The 17759-nt window shown below is 41.9% G+C and carries 16 protein-coding genes; 15 read left to right on the forward strand and 1 reads right to left on the reverse strand.

Features of this window, described 5'->3' with window-relative positions; genetic code table 11:
* Positions 1-66 precede the first annotated feature (66 nt).
* The 15 genes from GLIP_RS20950 to GLIP_RS21020 all read left to right on the forward strand — a co-directional run bounded on the left by GLIP_RS20950 (position 67) and on the right by GLIP_RS21020 (position 14519).
* Complete coding sequence (locus tag GLIP_RS20950; RefSeq protein WP_008846736.1) at positions 67-600, forward strand: TRAP transporter small permease subunit; 534 nt, start codon at positions 67-69, stop codon at positions 598-600.
* The gene (locus GLIP_RS20955) at positions 600-1958 is read left to right on the forward strand and encodes a TRAP transporter large permease (RefSeq protein WP_008846737.1); all 1359 of its coding nucleotides are present in this window, start codon (positions 600-602) and stop codon (positions 1956-1958) included. Before GLIP_RS20950 ends, GLIP_RS20955 begins: the two co-directional genes overlap by 1 nt.
* A gap of 18 nt (positions 1959-1976) precedes the next feature.
* On the forward strand, positions 1977-3074 hold the full coding sequence (locus GLIP_RS20960) for a TRAP transporter substrate-binding protein (protein ID WP_008846738.1): 1098 nt from the start codon (positions 1977-1979) through the stop codon (positions 3072-3074).
* A 159-nt stretch (positions 3075-3233) separates the two neighbouring features.
* Positions 3234-4412 (forward strand): enoyl-ACP reductase FabV, encoded by a 1179-nt coding sequence (gene fabV / locus GLIP_RS20965; protein ID WP_008846739.1) that lies wholly within the window; start codon positions 3234-3236, stop codon positions 4410-4412.
* 490 nt (positions 4413-4902) lie between these two features.
* Positions 4903-6243: a Na(+)-translocating NADH-quinone reductase subunit A gene (locus GLIP_RS20970; protein WP_008846741.1), complete on the forward strand. Its 1341-nt coding sequence runs from the start codon at positions 4903-4905 to the stop codon at positions 6241-6243.
* Positions 6244-6246: 3 nt separating this feature from the next.
* On the forward strand, positions 6247-7455 hold the full coding sequence (locus tag GLIP_RS20975) for an NADH:ubiquinone reductase (Na(+)-transporting) subunit B (protein WP_008846742.1): 1209 nt from the start codon (positions 6247-6249) through the stop codon (positions 7453-7455).
* Positions 7445-8203, forward strand: coding sequence for a Na(+)-translocating NADH-quinone reductase subunit C (locus tag GLIP_RS20980; RefSeq protein ID WP_008846743.1), 759 nt, complete (start codon positions 7445-7447; stop codon positions 8201-8203). Before GLIP_RS20975 ends, GLIP_RS20980 begins: the two co-directional genes overlap by 11 nt.
* Positions 8204-8214: 11 nt before the next feature.
* Complete coding sequence (locus GLIP_RS20985) at positions 8215-8847, forward strand: NADH:ubiquinone reductase (Na(+)-transporting) subunit D (RefSeq protein ID WP_008846744.1); 633 nt, start codon at positions 8215-8217, stop codon at positions 8845-8847.
* Positions 8848-8850: 3 nt separating this feature from the next.
* Complete coding sequence (gene nqrE / locus GLIP_RS20990; protein WP_008846745.1) at positions 8851-9459, forward strand: NADH:ubiquinone reductase (Na(+)-transporting) subunit E; 609 nt, start codon at positions 8851-8853, stop codon at positions 9457-9459.
* Positions 9460-9484: 25 nt separating this feature from the next.
* Positions 9485-10717 (forward strand): NADH:ubiquinone reductase (Na(+)-transporting) subunit F, encoded by a 1233-nt coding sequence (gene nqrF, locus GLIP_RS20995; RefSeq protein ID WP_008846746.1) that lies wholly within the window; start codon positions 9485-9487, stop codon positions 10715-10717.
* A gap of 72 nt (positions 10718-10789) precedes the next feature.
* Positions 10790-11821 carry an FAD:protein FMN transferase gene (locus tag GLIP_RS21000; RefSeq protein ID WP_008846747.1) on the forward strand — a complete coding sequence of 344 codons (1032 nt, stop codon included), beginning with the start codon at positions 10790-10792 and terminating at the stop codon, positions 11819-11821.
* A gap of 27 nt (positions 11822-11848) precedes the next feature.
* Positions 11849-12082, forward strand: coding sequence for a (Na+)-NQR maturation NqrM (gene nqrM, locus GLIP_RS21005; protein ID WP_008846748.1), 234 nt, complete (start codon positions 11849-11851; stop codon positions 12080-12082).
* A gap of 116 nt (positions 12083-12198) precedes the next feature.
* Positions 12199-13095, forward strand: coding sequence for a hypothetical protein (locus tag GLIP_RS21010; protein ID WP_008846749.1), 897 nt, complete (start codon positions 12199-12201; stop codon positions 13093-13095).
* Between the two features lie 59 nt (positions 13096-13154).
* Positions 13155-14222, forward strand: a complete 1068-nt coding sequence (gene dinB, locus GLIP_RS21015; RefSeq protein WP_008846751.1) for a DNA polymerase IV — start codon at positions 13155-13157, stop codon at positions 14220-14222.
* 87 nt (positions 14223-14309) lie between these two features.
* On the forward strand, positions 14310-14519 hold the full coding sequence (locus tag GLIP_RS21020) for a DUF1653 domain-containing protein (RefSeq protein WP_008846752.1): 210 nt from the start codon (positions 14310-14312) through the stop codon (positions 14517-14519).
* Positions 14520-14614: 95 nt separating this feature from the next.
* Here GLIP_RS21020 and GLIP_RS21025 read toward each other — a convergent pair whose 3' ends face one another.
* Positions 14615-17572 (reverse strand): TonB-dependent receptor domain-containing protein, encoded by a 2958-nt coding sequence (locus GLIP_RS21025; RefSeq protein WP_008846753.1) that lies wholly within the window; start codon positions 17570-17572, stop codon positions 14615-14617.
* Positions 17573-17759 lie beyond the last annotated feature (187 nt).

Genomic DNA, 17759 nt, shown 5'->3' on the forward strand with positions numbered 1-17759 from the left:
CTAGCGTTATTTGCTAAAAAAACGTTTAATATCGAACAAATAGAATAATAAAACAGGTAAAAGAGAATGTTTAAGGCAGCATCCCTTTCTCGCGCCATTGACGTAGTCAACGATAGCATTTGCAAACTAGTCAGTTGGTTTACATTGTTTATGGTGTTAATCACATTGCTAATTGTGGTGTTGAGATACGGTTTTGATATTGGTTGGATAGCCATGCAAGAATCCGTCATGTATCTACATGCTTGTGTATTTCTATTAGGCAGTGCGCATACGCTGCGCGTTAATGAACACGTTAGAGTTGACATTTTTTATTGTCGTTTTGATGTCTTAAAAAAAGCCAAAGTAGACCTGTTTGGTACATTGTTTTTTATGCTGCCTGTCAATATTTTTATTTTTATTATTTGTTGGGATTATGTAGTAGCAGCTTGGAAAATCTTGGAAGATTCTCAGGCTGCTGGAGGTATTCCAGCGGTATTTCTGCTTAAAACCTTTATTCTCATGTTTGCCGGTTTAATGGTGCTACAAGGCATTGCAGAATTAATTCGCAATATCACTTTATGTGTAACTAAAAATGAAAGCGTATTGGGAGAAGTAAAATAATGGAATATCTCTCTTTAGTTATGTTTTTAATCGTCTGTATTACGTTGCTCTTAGGCTACCCAGTCGCCTATACCTTAGCTGGAACGGCGCTAATATTTGCCGGAGTTGGCGCATTCTTCGGAGTGTTTGATACTGCGTATTTGCAGGCTGTACCGAGCCGGCTGTATGGCATAGTCACTAATCAAACCCTCATAGCCGTTCCTTTGTTTGTGTTTATGGGAGTAATGCTAGAAAAATCTAAGGTCGCGGAAAATTTACTCATAGCTATGGGACAAGTTTTCGGGCGCTTAAAGTCGGGGTTGGCTATTTCGGTCGTGTTGGTTGGTATGTTGCTAGCTGCAAGTACGGGCATTGTCGGTGCAACTGTAGTCACTATGGGGTTGCTGTCTCTTCCTACGATGTTGAAACAGGGCTACTCACCCGCATTTGCTTCAGGTGCTATTTGTGCAACAGGCACATTAGGGCAAATCATTCCTCCTTCAATTGCGTTAGTGTTGCTAGGGGATGTTTTATCGAGCGCTTTTCAACAAGCTCAATTGAATATGGGGATTTTCTCTCCTGAGTCCGTTTCCGTAGGCGACTTATTTTTGGGCGCATTAGTGCCAGGCATGATTTTAGTGGCTATGTATTTATTGTATGTGGTGCTGTTTGCAAGCCGACACATTGATAAAAACGTGCGAAGTGAACATAACAATAATCAGGTTTCAGTTAATTTATTGGGTGCCCTGTTTCCTCCGTTAATTTTAATTTTCGTCGTTTTAGGTTCTATTTTAGGTGGCTATGCAACGCCAACAGAAGCTGCCGGTGTGGGGGCTGCTGGTGCATTGTTATTGGCGCTCTCTACGCAACAGTTTAATTTTACAAAGTTAAAAGAGGTAATGTTGAGCACCACTCGTGTTACCGCCATGGTGTTCTTAATCTTGATTGGCGCATCCATATTTTCATTAGTGTTTCGTGGATTCGGTGGTGAAGAGCTTATTGAAGACTTTTTCCAACAACTGCCAGGAGGCACTTTTAGCGCAGTTTTGCTCGTCATGGTTGTTATATTTTTACTTGGGTTTATTCTGGATTTTATTGAAATTACCTTTGTAGTAGTGCCGATCGTTGCACCTGTGCTTTTGGCGATGGGGGTTGATCCTATCTGGTTAGGGATAATGATTGCAGTGAATTTGCAGACATCGTTTCTGACACCTCCATTTGGCTTTGCCTTGTTCTATTTGCGCGGTGTCGCGCCGGCAAATGTTCAGACCACTCATATATACAAAGGCGTGATACCCTTTATTATTATTCAGTTGTTGTTATTGATAGGCTTGGCAATTTGGCCAAATCTGGTAACTTGGCTGCCTTCAATATTGTGATCGGTCAATGGATGTGTAATGAAAACTTTTAATTTTACTTTTTTACTTTTTTTCACCGTTTTACTGGCCGCCTGTGGTGATAAATCATCATCAGGCAATGTCAGCGCTGAACCCCAGCAAACCTATGAATGGAAGCTTGTTACGTCGTGGCCGAAAAATTTTCCAGGGCTTGGTAAAGCGCCGGAAACCTTCGCTAAGTATGTAGAGCGTATGTCAAATGGACGTCTCAAAATCAAAGTCTTTGGGGATGGCCAAATGGTACCAGGATTTGAGGTGTTCGATACGGTGTCTAGCGGGGCTGCTGAAATTGGCCACTCCGGTTCGTATTATTGGAAAGGTAAAGCGCCAGCTGCACAAATATTTACGGCAATACCATTTGGCATGAATGCAACAGAGTTTAACGGTTGGCTACACTATGGTGGTGGCTTAGAAATGTGGCGTGAACTTTATGCCCCGTTTAATCTCATTCCCTTTGCAGGTGGCAATACCGGCGTGCAAACGGCGGGATGGTTTAAAAAAGAAATCAACAGTGTAAAGGATTTAAAAGGGCTTAAAATGCGCATTCCTGGCCTAGGTGCAGAGGTGCTTAAAAAGGTAGGAGGGATTCCAATTGCCTTGACTGGAGGCGAATTATTTACCTCATTACAGTCAGGCGCGATCGATGCCACTGAGTGGGTAGGTCCGTACAATGATTTATCGTTTGGTTTGCATAAAGCGGCTAAATATTATTATTACTCTGGATGGCATGAACCCGGTGCTAGTCTTGAGTTTATTGTGAATAAAAGCGCTTTCGAAGCATTACCTGATGATTTGCAAGCAATAATTGAGGTCGCAACACGCGCAGTTAATCAAGATATGTGGGATGAATATACAGCCGCTAACAATGATGCAATGCGCGCCCTTGTCGATACCCATGGGGTGGATATGCGTCCGTTGCCGGATGATGTGATGGCAGCGTTGCGCGTTGCAAGTGCTGAGGTAATGCAAGAACAATCAGCAGCAGACCCAACCTTCGCAAAAATTTACGCATCTTATAACGCGTTTCAGCAAGGCGTATCAAAATATCATCAGATTTCGGAAATGGAATACTATAAAAATCGTGAAGGTAAAGAATAAAATCAGCTGTTCAGATTTGTTGTTGTGCCATTGGCTACTACAATAAGCGCATATAGAGTAAAAGAGCTCTCAATCGCTGTGACCTAAGAAGCGCAGTGGATTTGAAACTTAACTGACTAATGACTACATTCGGAACTATTTTTTTGAGGAAAAATCACTATGGTAATTAAGCCAAAAGTACGTGGCTTTATCTGCACAAATGCACATCCAGTGGGATGCGCGGCAAGTGTAAAAGAACAAATCGAGTATGTGAAAAGTCAGGGTGATTTGGGAGAAGGGCCTAAAAACGTATTAGTTTTGGGATGTTCAACCGGATATGGTTTGGCTTCGCGTATCGTTTCCACGTTTGGTTATGGCGCGAATACCTTAGGTGTGTGTTTTGAAAAGCCACCTTCGGAGAGAAAAACTGCGACGGCTGGCTGGTATAATACGGCTGCTTTTCATCAACAAGCAAAGCAAGCGGGTATTTACGCACAGACGATCAATGGTGATGCGTTTTCAAATGAAATAAAACAGCAAGTTATCGATACTCTAAAAGCCGACATGGGCAAAGTCGATTTAATTATCTATAGCCTTGCATCACCACGTAGAACGGATCCGGAAACCGGCGAAGTATACAAATCTACGCTAAAACCAGTAGGACAGGATTATAAGACCAAAACTTATGATACCGACAAAGATTTAATCCATGAAGTCGAACTAGAAGCCGCTAGTGAAGAAGAGATTGCCAATACGATTAAAGTGATGGGCGGTGAAGATTGGGAACTTTGGTTGAATGCATTAGCTGAAGCTGACTTATTAGCTGATAACTGCAAGACCACAGCCTACACCTATATCGGAAAAGAACTAACTTGGCCTATCTATGGACAAGCTACTATTGGTAAAGCCAAAGAAGATTTAGATCGCGCTGCCAGTGAGATTATTAAGCAGCATAGTGATAAGAACGTTGTAGCTTATGTGTCTTCATTGAAGGCTTTGGTTACTCAAGCTAGTTCAGCTATTCCTGTGATGCCGTTGTACATTTCTCTTATATACAAAGTCATGAAGCAAGAAGGTACGCATGAAGGCTGTATTGAGCAAATCAGCGGATTATTTCAACAAAAGTTATTAGTCGACTCTCCAGAAACGGACGAAGCAAATCGATTACGAATGGATGGCAAAGAGACCAACGAAGCGACGCAAGCCGTGATTAAAGGTCTTTGGGATCAAGTGACGCAGGAAAACTTCCATCAATTGAGTGACTATGCTGGATATCATCATGAATTTCTAAAGTTATTTGGATTTGATATTGACGGAGTTGACTACGAACAGGATGTCGACCCATTGGTAGAATGGTAAAGACTTTATTTATTCGTTGATATTAACGATCAAACCTAATTTAAACCCTAAATTGTGAATGGCAATTTAGGGTTTTTTATGAGCAGAACAACTCGTTAAAACGAAGAACAAAGCCTATAATTTGCATTATATTGAAGAAAACCTTAATTATTGTAAGGAAAATCCTTATTTTGCAACAAATTGCGTAGCGCAACTAGCCGGATTAATGCTAAAATTTCGGGGTTTAATGGCATGGGTTTCTTAAGTTAGTTTAAAATTTGCCCAGTGACTCAATCATTTTCTAAAGGGGTGTGGGCCAAAACAGAAAGTTTCGGTGTTCACCGAGTTAGAAATTCACGTAAATAAAAAGACAAAACTGGTTACTGAGAAAAATCACCTTTGAGTTTTCATCTGATACTGCGGATATCGTTACAACACGCAGTAGTCATTCAAAATTCAAAATTGATATTTCTTTCATTTTAATTTTATTTTTACAAGACTGCGGTTGCATATGATAAAAATCAAGCAAGGGTTAGACCTTCCAATTAAGGGAGCTCCTAACCAAACAATCCAAAATGGTCCAAGCGTCACACGCGTGGCTGTTTTGGGGGAAGAATATGTTGGCATGCGTCCTACCATGTTTGTTCAGGTAGACGACGTTGTAAAGAAAGGTCAGGTACTTTTTGAAGACAAAAAGAATCCTGGGGTTTTATTTACTGCGCCAGCAGCGGGTAAGGTGGTTGAAGTTAACCGAGGAGCAAAACGTGTTTTGCAATCTGTGGTTATTGAAGTCGCCGGTGACGAACAAGAAACTTTCGACAAGGTTGAAGCGTCGCAATTGAGCTCAATTGCACGTGAAAAAATTGAAGAAAACTTGGTTAAATCTGGTTTGTGGGTGGCATTAAGAACGCGTCCATACAGCAAAGTACCTGCCTTAGGTAGCGAACCAAAATCAATTTTCGTCAATGCAATGGATACCAATCCGTTAGCTGCAGACCCACAAGTTATTATAGCTCAGCGTAAAACTGACTTTGAAAATGGCTTGGCGGTGTTAAATCAACTTACTAGCGGAAGCGTTTTCGTCTGTAAAGCGTCTGGGGCAGATATACCTACCGGAGCTGCTAAGGTTGAAGTTGAAGAATTTGCAGGGCCACATCCTGCAGGTTTAGCGGGTACGCACATTCATTTTCTAGATCCTGTTGGTGCAACTAAAACGGTTTGGACGATTAACTACCAAGACGTTATGGCGTTCGGCGCGTTGTTCACCACTGGTGAGATTAACAACGAACGCGTAGTTTCATTAGCTGGTCCTGCTGCGAAAAATCCACGTTTGGTCAAAACTGTGTTAGGTGCTGATATTGAGCAACTTACCGTTGGTGAAGCTGATGGTAATGACGTTCGAGTGGTATCAGGCTCAGTGTTAAATGGTACCAACGCTCATGGTGTTCATGGCTTCTTAGGTCGCTATCACACGCAAGTATCACTACTTGCAGAAGGGTATGATAAGAAGTTTTTAGGCTGGTTAGCGCCAGGAAGTGAGATGCACTCAGTGACTCGTGCTTACCTTGCTCACTTAAATCCGAAAAAATTGTTCAGCATGACCACATCAACCAATGGCTCTGATCGTTCAATGGTGCCAATTGGTAACTATGAGCGCATTATGCCGCTTGATATTTTACCAACGCTATTATTACGTGACTTGATTTCAGGTGACACAGACAGTGCTCAAACGTTGGGCTGTCTTGAACTGGATGAAGAAGATTTGGCGTTGTGTACGTATGTTTGTCCGGGTAAATATAACTACGGACCTATTCTACGTGACTGTCTCACCACCATTGAGAAAGAGGGTTAAGTCATGGGATTAAAAGCCTATTTAGAAAAAATTGAACCGGATTTCGAAGCCGGTGGTAAGTATGAAAAGTTCTACGCGCTTTATGAAGCCGCTGCGACTATTTTTTACACGCCAGGTAAAGTAAACAAAACAACTACTCATGTGCGTGACAGTATCGATCTTAAACGCATCATGATTATGGTCTGGATGGCAACTTTTCCAGCGATGTTTTACGGTATGTACAACGTCGGTGCACAAGCTCATGAGGCCTTAATATTAGGCGCTGGAACCTTACCTGATATTTGGCAAGCAAGTTTATTTACTGCTTTAGGTGGAGAGATTGGTGTTGAAGGAACTGGCTGGTTAGGCATGATGTTCTACGGCGCTTGTTTCTTTGTACCTATCTACGCGACAGTATTTGTTGTGGGTGGATTCTGGGAAGTTTTATTTGCATCTGTGCGTAAACATGAAATAAACGAAGGTTTCTTCGTAACCTCAGTACTTTTCGCTTTGACCCTGCCGGCTACAATTCCACTTTGGCAAGTGGCGTTAGGAATAACGTTCGGTGTGGTAATTGCCAAAGAAATATTTGGTGGTACAGGGCGTAACTTCCTAAATCCAGCATTGTCTGGTCGTGCATTTTTATATTTTGCTTATCCTGCACAAATATCTGGAGACCAGATTTGGGTTGCGGCCGATGGTTATTCTGGCGCGACATGGTTAAGTAAAGCTGCTTCAGGTGACATGGACTATGCCAATATGGACCTATGGTGGAACTCTTTCTTCGGAAATATCCCAGGTTCGGTTGGTGAAGTATCTACATTAGCGATTATGCTTGGTGGTCTATTTATCATTTATATGCGCATCGCGTCATGGCGTATTGTTGCCGGTGTTTTATTAGGTGTTGCATTCTTTGCATCACTACTGAACTTCATTGGTAGTAGCACTAATGACATGTTTGCAATGCCTTGGTATTGGCACATGGTCACTGGCGGATTGGCATTCGGTATGTTCTTTATGGCGACGGATCCTGTTTCAGCATCTTTTACAAATAAAGCTAAATGGGCATATGGCTTCCTAATCGGGTTTATGACGGTGATGATTCGTGTTCTTAACCCAGCCTTCCCTGAAGGCGTAATGCTTGCCATCTTGTTTGCAAATTTATGGGCGCCACTATTCGATTATTTCGTGGCTCAAAGTAACATTAAGCGGAGGGTTGCTCGTGTCGGATAAGAAAAAAGAAACCTTAGGCAAAACGATTGGAATTGTGGTTGCTGTTTGTTTAGTTTGTTCTGTTGTTGTATCTGGTGCAGCCGTTGGTTTGCGTGAAATGCAGCAAACTAATGCAGCAAATGATAAACGTAGCAATATTTTACAAGCTGCAGGGCTGGAAACTACCGCGGAATGCGATGTGCCTTGTACCTACGATAAGTTTGTGACTGAACGTTATGTTGACCTTTCAACTGGTGAATATGTTGAAGTTGGTGAAGACTTCGATATGTACAAAGCTGCAAATGAAGATGAATACACCGTGAAAGTAGAAAATAGCAACGTTGGTTTTCAACGTCGCTCAAGTGTTGCAAGCGTGTATTTGGTTGAAAATGACGCAGGTGAAGTAACACGTGTGGTTTTACCGGTGCATGGATCTGGATTGTGGGATCTAATGTATGGCTTCTTAGCTATCGATTCAGATGGTAATACCGTTCGCGAATTGGTTTATTATCAGCAAAAAGAAACCCCTGGATTGGGTGGTGAAGTGCAAAACCCTAGCTGGAAAGCGAAGTGGGACGGCAAAAAATTATTTAAAAACGGCGAAGTGGCTATTCAGGTCAAGAAAAACGCTGGAACAAATAATGAATATGCTGTTGATGCACTCTCCGGAGCGACCTTGACCAGTAATGGTGTACAAAACACGTTAACTTATTGGTTAGGTGAAAATGGTTTCGGACCATACCTTAAAAATCAGACTTGGAAATCATAGGGCATAGCACAATGGCTGAAACTAAAGAAATGAAAAAGGTGCTGTTCGGACCCATTCTGGACAACAACCCAATTGCATTGCAAGTGTTAGGTGTTTGTTCCGCACTTGCTATTACTACTAAATTAGAAACTGCCTTGGTTATGGCCCTAGCCTTAACCTCAGTAACGGCGTTTTCTAACTTATTTATATCGTTAATTCGTAAACAGATTCCATCGAGTGTGCGGATTATTATTCAAATGACTATTATTGCTTCGTTGGTAATCGTGGTTGACCAAATTCTAAAAGCGGTTGCCTACGACATTGCTAAAGAATTATCGGTATTCGTTGGTTTGATTATTACTAACTGTATCGTAATGGGGCGCGCTGAAGCGTATGCAATGAAGAGCCCTCCTTTTATGAGCTTCCTTGATGGTATCGGAAATGGATTGGGGTATTCATTTGTCCTGATTGTGATTGGTACCATAAAAGAGTTGTTTGGTTTTGGTACCATTCTAGGCTTCCCAATACTACCGTTGGTTCAAAATGACGGATGGTATCAAGGTAACGGCTTGTTGATCTTACCATTCAGTTCTTTCATTTTGATTGGTGGACTGATTTGGTTTATCCGAACTATCCGTCCTGAACAAGTTGAGCCTAAGGAGTAAGACATGGAACATTATATAAGTCTTTTTGTTAAGTCAGTCTTCATTGAAAACATGGCTCTATCCTTATTCTTAGGGATGTGTACTTTCCTAGCGGTTTCGAAAAAAGTAAAAACTGCTATGGGTCTTGGTGTCGCGGTTATCGTAGTACTTGGGATTTCTGTACCGGTTAACCAAGTCATCTATGTGAATATCCTTGCTCCTGGTGCACTTGCTTGGGCAGGTTTCCCTGATGCAGATTTGAGCTTCTTGAACTTCTTAACTTTCATCGGCGTAATCGCTGCATTAGTACAGATTCTAGAAATGAGTTTGGATAAGTTTTTCCCTGCGCTTTACAACGCACTAGGTATTTTCTTACCGTTAATCACGGTTAACTGCGCCATCTTTGGTGGTGTAGCGTTTGCAGTGCAACGTGAATACAACTTCACTGAAAGTGTTGTTTACGGTATCGGCAGTGGTGTGGGTTGGGCAATTGCGATTACCTTGCTTGCCGCAGTACGCGAAAAACTTAAATATGCTGATATGCCTGAGGGCATACGTGGATTAGGCTCTGTGTTTATGATTGCAGGTCTTATGGCATTGGGTTTCCAGTCGTTCACCGGCGTAGCCCTTTAAGCGAAGACACTAGGAGTATTTGTAAATGAATCCAAATGAAATTTTCCTTGGTGTAGGTATGTTTATCGCCATCGTTTTGGCGCTTGTACTTATCATCATGTTTGCAAAGTCTAAGCTTGTTCCTTCAGGCGATGTGACTATAACTATTAATGGCGATCCTGATAAAGCCATCACAGCTTCACCGGGTGGAAAACTACTTGGTGCACTTGCTGATTCAGGAATATTTGTTTCATCAGCATGTGGTGGTGGTGGTTCTTGTGGCCAGTGTCGCGTAGATATTAAATCAGGTGGTGGTGAAATCTTACCAACGGAACTTGATCACGTCAGCAAGCGGGAAGCTAAAGAAGGCTGTCGTTTGTCGTGTCAGGTTGCGATAAAGCAAGACATGGACATAGAGTTACCAGAAGAAGTCTTTGGTATTAAAAAGTGGGATTGTGAAGTTATTTCTAACGACAACAAAGCTACCTTTATCAAAGAGCTTAAGTTGGCTGTTCCTGACGGTGAAAGTGTACCTTTCCGTGCTGGTGGATATATTCAGATTGAAGCGCCACCTCACCATGTTAAATATAAAGACTACGACATCCCTGATGAATACAAACCTGATTGGGAACGTTTCGGTTTCTTCGATATCGAATCAAAAGTAGATGATGAAACTATCCGTGCATATTCAATGGCGAATTACCCAGAAGAAGAAGGGATAATTATGCTAAATGTGCGTATAGCGACGCCTCCACCTAATAATTTGAGTCTACCTGCAGGTAAGATGTCATCTTATATCTGGAGTTTGAAAGAAGGCGATAAAGCCACTATTTCTGGTCCTTTCGGTGAGTTCTTCGCAAAAGAAACACAAGCTGAAATGGTGTTTGTTGGTGGTGGTGCTGGTATGGCGCCAATGCGTTCACATATTTTCGACCAATTACGTCGAATAAAAACCGATCGTAAAATTACCTTTTGGTATGGTGCACGTTCTTTACGCGAAATGTTTTATGTAGAAGATTTCGACATGCTGCAAAGTGAGAATGAAAACTTCAAATGGCATGTTGCTTTATCTGATCCTCAGCCAGAAGATAATTGGGAAGGTGATACAGGGTTTATCCACAACGTGTTGTTGGAAAACTATCTTAAAGATCACCCTGCGCCTGAAGATTGTGAGTTCTACATGTGTGGGCCACCTATGATGAACGCAGCCGTTATAAATATGCTCAAAGAGTTGGGTGTAGAAGACGAAAACATTATGCTTGATGATTTCGGCGGCTAAAAACGCAGACATCAATAAATAAAAGGGGGGCATTTATGTCCCTCTTTTTTGTATTAAAAATGGTCCTTTTAAATGAATAAAGTTAAAACTATTGGTTTAGTTTCATGCATTTTGCTCGTTATTCTGGTTGTTTGGAACACACCGGACTCAGTCGAAGAAGTTCACTTAAGCGGTCCGACAATGGGCACAACCTATAACGTCAAAGTTTTTCCAGATGTCGGCCCAGAACCGGAAGTGTTGCAACAGAAGATTGATGACGTACTGCAAAACGTGAATAAGTTGATGTCTACCTATGATCCAATGTCGGAGCTATCTCTTTTTAATCAACACAGCAGCACTGAGCCATTTAACCTGTCACCGGCTACTATTAAAGTGATAAAAGAAGCGAAACGTTTAGGTGAAATAAGTGAAGGAGTACTGGACGTCACTGTTGGTCCACTGGTTAATTTATGGGGGTTCGGTCCTGAAGCGCGTCCCGATAAAGTACCAACGCAACAAACAATTGAGCAGGTGAAACAGCAAATTGGTTTAGATAAATTAATCGTTGAAGATACACAGGTCAGGAAATTACAACCAGATTTATATGTGGATTTATCAACCATTGCCAAAGGCTACGGCGTAGATGCGGTAGCGGAGTTACTACTTTCTTTGGGACACACTAACTTTTTAGTCGAAATTGGCGGCGAAATGCGTGTTGCCGGGACTAAGGTAAGTGGGTTGGGATGGCGCATAGCGGTTGAGAAACCAATCAACCATGAACGGGCAGTGCAATCAATTCTCACCATTGGTGATAACGCAATAGCGACTTCGGGGGACTATCGAAATTATTTTGAACAAGCGGGTGTGCGCTATTCACATTTAATAGATCCTCGTACAGGGTTTCCTATACAACATAATCTCGTTGCGGTGACTGTAGTGCATCCGTCATCGATGACCGCTGATGGCTTAGCGACGGCACTAAATGTGATGGGCAAGGATGATGCGTTACGTATAGCCAAACAGCAAAATTTAAATGTGATGTTAATTACCCATGAAAATGGTGACTATAAAGCGTATACTACAGGTAAGTTTGCAGACTATATTGACGCTGCGACAACACAGTAAATTAATTAAAAAATAGTTAGGAAATAAATGAGTACGTTTGTTTTAGCTTTTATATTTTTTCTTGTCGTGGTTTTGGCAATGGCGGTTGGCTATATTGTCCAGCAAAAAACCATTTCCGGCAGTTGTGGTGGGTTAGGTGCAATAGGTATTGCTAAAGCATGTGACTGTCCAGAACCTTGTGACCGCAAAAAAGCACGCCTCGAAAAAGAAGAAATTCGTCAGAAAAAACTAGCCGAATGGAAACAAAATCAAATCTTGTAATGACTTGTAAAAACCAAGGATAGTCATTAACTAAAGCATTTTCTGTTTTATATAAAATTCCCTGCATTTCAATTCAGTTTTACTACACTTAGTAAAAAGGTAAGCAGGGAAAGATCATGCCAAATGAAACTCCAATTGAACGCCGTAGACGTATCGCAGCCCATTCGGGCATTACCAGTTTACGGACTGACTTTAAATATATCTGTAAAAAGCATCCAACTCGAATAGGTATTATAACTGAAGGCGATTCATGGTTTGCCTACCCTAAAAAATGGGTTCTGCTTGGAGCAGACATCAACGTTATTCACCATATCGAAAAAGTGGTGGCTAAAACCGATAAAGTTAACATGCTTAGGTTAGCCTGCAATGGTGATGAGGCGGTCGACATGATGTCTGGGCAGCAAAAAGCGGACTTAGAATCCGTGATGCAACAAACCTCTGAGTACGTCAAACTGATTTTATTTTCTGGTGGAGGCAACGATATCGTAGGGAAACGCGATATGCCGATGATTCTAAATCAATATGAAGAAGGGTTTACAGCTCAAGACTGTATTCATGCCGCGCGTTTTAACCGAAAAATGGATGCAATCATGTTAGCCTATGATCAATTAATTGATTTACGTGATGAATATATTCCAGATGCCACTATCATCACCCATACGTATGATTTAGCGAAACCAAGCGAGGACGGTGCAGAGTTTTTTTGGGGATTAATTAAAACCAAGCCTTGGATTTATCCCTATTTAATAGAAAAAAATATTCCTGAACAATTGCATCTTCCCATCGTTGAAATACTTCTTGGAACACTGAAAACTCGTTTGCAAGCACTAGCTAGCCAACCGGAGCATTTAGATAAGCTGGTTGTTGTTGATACGCAGGGGATATTGCGACCTGGGAATAAAACAGATTGGTTAAATGAAATTCACCCTACAGAGTCTGGATTCAAGAAAATCGCAAAACCTATTTATACTAAAATGAGAGAATTGATTCCGGCGTTACCAGCATTTAAATAACTTGACCCTGCTTGAATATAACTGTATAAAAAAACAGTTTGTTTGAGTGGGTTGGGACGATGCGCAAAATTATTCATATTGATATGGATTGCTTTTATGCAGCGGTGGAAATGCGTGACAATCCATCTCTTCGGCATGTTCCAATTGCAATCGGTGGTAGCTCCGAGCGGCGCGGCGTTATATCCACCTGTAACTACCCAGCTCGGAAATTTGGCATTCGTTCCGCCATGGCGACCGCGCAAGCCTTAAAACTTTGTCCTAATTTAATTATGGTGCCCGGGCGCATGGAGCTTTACGTGCAGGTGTCCAAACAGATCAGGGCTATATTCCAACGCTATACCGATAAAATAGAGCCTTTATCTTTAGATGAAGCCTATTTAGATGTAACAGATTGTTCACTATTTAATGGCAGCGCCACTCTCATTGCGAACGATATTCGGCAAGTGATTTTCGCCGAAACCGGTCTTACTGCATCCGCTGGCGTAGCACCATGTAAATTCGTTGCTAAAATTGCCAGTGATGAAAACAAACCAGATGGTATCTGTGTTATCCCACCAGACAAACTAGATGAATTTGTAAAGGGGCTTCCACTTGGGAAAATTCCCGGAGTAGGAAAGGTAACCGTACAAAAGCTGCATAATTTAGGGCTGTATACCTGTGCAGATGTTCGTAAGTATCCTATTGAACAATTAGTTAAACGTTTCGGAAAGTTTGGCCCAGTCATCTGGAATCGTAGCAATGGTATTGATGATCGTGATTTAAGTTTGTCTCGAGAAAGAAAGTCAGTAGGTGTTGAACGAACACTTTATGAGGATATCCAAACTAAAGAAGAATGTTTGCAGGTGCTAGATACGCTTTATCCAAAACTAGTAGAAAGGTTAAAATCAGCGCGTACAGACTCAAAAATACAAACACAGGGCGTAAAATTGAAATTCAGCGATTTTCAACAAACTACGGTTGAACATCGTTGTGCAGAGCTAGATAAAAACTATTTCGTAGAATTGCTCGATAAAGCCTTTGATCGAAAGACTGAGCGTGGAATTCGTTTAGTAGGATTGCATGTTGGCTTACCTGTAAAAAATAAATTTCAACAGTTAACCTTTCAATTCGATCCTAGCACAAGATAGGTTGATATCATCAAAAACGTGTTCGAAGGTCATTTTGTTGAACTTGACGCTAAGAATAGACGTTTAAGTAAATGGAGATAAATAAATATGCTAAAACCGGGTAAATACCGCCATTACAAAGGAAACGATTATGAGGTTATTGGCGTAGCCAAGCACTCTGAAGATGAAAGCGAGTTGGTGGTTTATCGGCCATTGTATGGAGAACGCGGTTTATGGGTAAGACCTCTTTCAATGTTTATCGAAGATGTGTTGGTTGAGGGCAAACAAGTTGCGCGTTTTAGTTATGTAGGTAGTTAAATGCAACTTTGATAATTACCTTTGAGAAACAAGAAACGGAGCATTACAGCTCCGTTTTAGTATGATTTAAATAAGTTTGAAACTACAACATTTGTTTAAAACTTAAACTTCAAACCGGCTTTATAAATTCTGCCTAACACTTCATAGTTACTTGGGAAGGTGTTACCTGAATTAGAGCTGGTATCACCAATATCATTACCCAATACAGGTGGTGCTTTGTCGAACATGTTGTCTACACCAAATGTAAATGTGGCATATTCTGTGAAAGCATAACTTGCGAAAATATCGAAGTAATCATAGGAGTCAATCTTTCTGAAAGCTTCAAAACGCAACGCACGCTCCCCCGGTTCTACGTCAACTGAATTAATATGTCTCCATAATAAAGACACAGTAATGTCGTCATATGACCATGTAGTACGCTGAATCCAACGTAAATCTGATAACGGGTCGCAGCTAGTGCCATAGTAACCTTTGCAATCCAGCACTGGCACGGTATCGGAGCTTTGAGATTCTTGGGTTAGATATTTGTTGATATTGCCTGAGAATGCCAAATTACCCATGTCGTCTAGATCAAAGTTCATATTGAAGCCGATCTCTATGCCTTCGGCACGCAGGTATTTCAAGTTTGTTGTAAACTGATTAACACCCGCAGCTGAACCGGTAAGGTCACCGCCAACTCGGTTGATTTTGGCACATTCACCGGCATCCCCATTGATATAACAGGAATCTAAGATCTCTTGTGCAGAGAAGTTACCGATAATACCGGAGATATCTATATCGTAATAATCCACAGACAAGGAGAAATCGTTTGCCCAGTTAAAGTCGGGCGTCCATACGAAGCCGGCAGTGAAGGTGTCAGCTTCTTCGGGGCCGGGAGGGTTACTAGGTGAACTACCATTAAAGGTGTTAATTTGACCAGATATAATATCTGGAATAACACCCACTTGCGCTTCTGTCATTCCAGTGGAAACACATAATGCAGTAAGTGTTGCATCAATATTGCCAGCATTTGCGACAGAACACGGATCGATAACTGCGTTATCTAAACCAGATGTAACCGGTGATGCGATTTCACCAACATTGGGCGCTCTGTTGGCTTTTTGTTGCATAACACGTAAAAGTAATGGCTCAACTGGACGCCAATTAAAGCCGATTTTCCACGATTCTGCGGTACCAATAGTATCAAAATCAGATGTTCTAAAGCCAAACTCTATGTCCATACTTTCTGCAAACGCAGCGCCATCGAATACGGGTAAAATACCTTCAAAATAAAATTCGTCGACTTTAAAGCCACCTTTAATTGGCAGTAAGTTTCCACCAGCTCCGCCTTGGCAACTAGCCGGGGTTTCTTTTAGACATTCGTCCGGTTCTAAAATGCCGGTTTCGGTACGGTTTTCGAGACCAAAACTCATTGCCAGTGGTGCCCCGGCAGTTGGTAACTCAATAAAGTCTACCGGTCCGGTTAGTACCAGTGAAATAATTTCTTGCTCATATTTTTGTTGTTGTAATGCAATGGCTCGGGCATAAGCTGCAGACGCATCGGTTATGGTTCCAAAACCCCCAAATAAGTTGATAGGTACGCAGGTGCCTCCCACAGCACAGGTTACGCCATCTCGGGTGTCTAAAGCGTTTTGGATATTTCCTAAGTTGGTATAACCATCACGCACTGTCGTGCGGTTTGATTCACCGTATTGATAAGAAAAATCATAATCCCAATCTCCGAAAAATTGACCCCGTAAGCCGGCGTTAACCTGCCACAATTCGGCATCATATCGTTCAGAGCGAGCGCCAAGTTCTAATGTTCTACGGCGCAACCTCACGGTCAATGAGTCTTCAGTATCTACAACGCCATTGCTGTTAGCGTCGGTCCAACTTCCACCGTCTACTAAGGTCCCATCGCCAACGGCTGCATTGGCACCATCAAGAATAAAATCTAATGCCTGTGATCCGATAAGCGGGTTGTACAAAGGGAGTGTAAAGCTACTACCAAAAGTCCCTGAAGGAGCAACTTGCTGCACTACAGTGGTATTGGTGAAATTAAATGATGAATAAAACTCCATATGGTCGTTTACTTCATATGTTGCTAACGCCGTTGCACCATATCGCTGAGCAGGAGTTTGATAATAGTTAAATGGGTTGAAGTTAAACAAACTACAGTTTGGACCTAATGTTCCATCCTCTCTAAATTGACCGTTTACTCCCGTCCCTATCAGTTCGAAGCGAGTAGGAATAGCAGTAGTTGAGCCACTTCCAGATAAATCTACCACATTAGGGCCGCCACAACCCGCTGGTGGTGGTGTTGCTACGTCGCCAGCGAGAAATTCTTGATAACCTGAACCTGTATTTGAATTGATACCAAATAGACCAAGTGGACGGTCACCGAGTAATACCGCGTCACGTTCCATCCAGCTTAAAGACAGTACAGCGTTGCCGCGACTGTCATCAAAGTTAGCTCCAATGGTAAGTGATATATTGTCTTGATCACCATCGCTTTCACTGCTTTGGGAATGGTTCATATCCAAGGATACACCTTGAAAATTGTTTTTGAGCACGACGTTCACCGCGCCAGATATAGCGTCAGAACCATACACCGCAGAAGCCCCTCCGGTAACAACATCAATTCTATCGATAAGCGCCGTTGGAATATTTGCGGTATCAACTTGACCATTAAAGTTGAAAGGTACCATGCGTTTACCATTGAGAAGAACAAGGTTTCGTTGCGCACCTAGGCCTCGTAAATCAATTGTGGCAGCGCCTGCCGTACCATTGTTTACGTTGCCACCATCAGCAGGAATAGTCGAAGGTAAAGATCGAATTATTTTTTCAAACTCGGGTGTTTGTAAGTATCCGATTTCTTCTTCTCCGAGAGAGAATATAGGACTGGATGATTCAATTCCTGGCGATAGTATGCGGCTACCGGTAACAGATATTTTCTCTACATCTTTTGCACCTTCAGTTTCTTGAGCAGATGCCAAAGGCACACTGAGTGCTACCAATGAGCTAGCGCATAAAGCTAGCTTTATTGAATTTGCCACTTTTGACGTGTTAAACATTTTCTTACTCCCCTGTGCGTCTCAAAAGTCTCTTGGACCCACTTATTTTGTGTTATTAATTTTCGACAAAAATAACTTGTCTAAGCCTAAATTAGGCTCAATCTGTGGGTTGCTCTAGGCAGTTTCCGCCAATCGCAGTAAGCGTGTGACCAAAGGTATGGTTTGTATGGCGAAGCGGGGGAACTTT

The organism is Aliiglaciecola lipolytica E3, assembly GCF_000314975.1.
In the GTDB taxonomy this organism is placed as follows: Bacteria; Pseudomonadota; Gammaproteobacteria; order Enterobacterales; family Alteromonadaceae; genus Aliiglaciecola; species Aliiglaciecola lipolytica.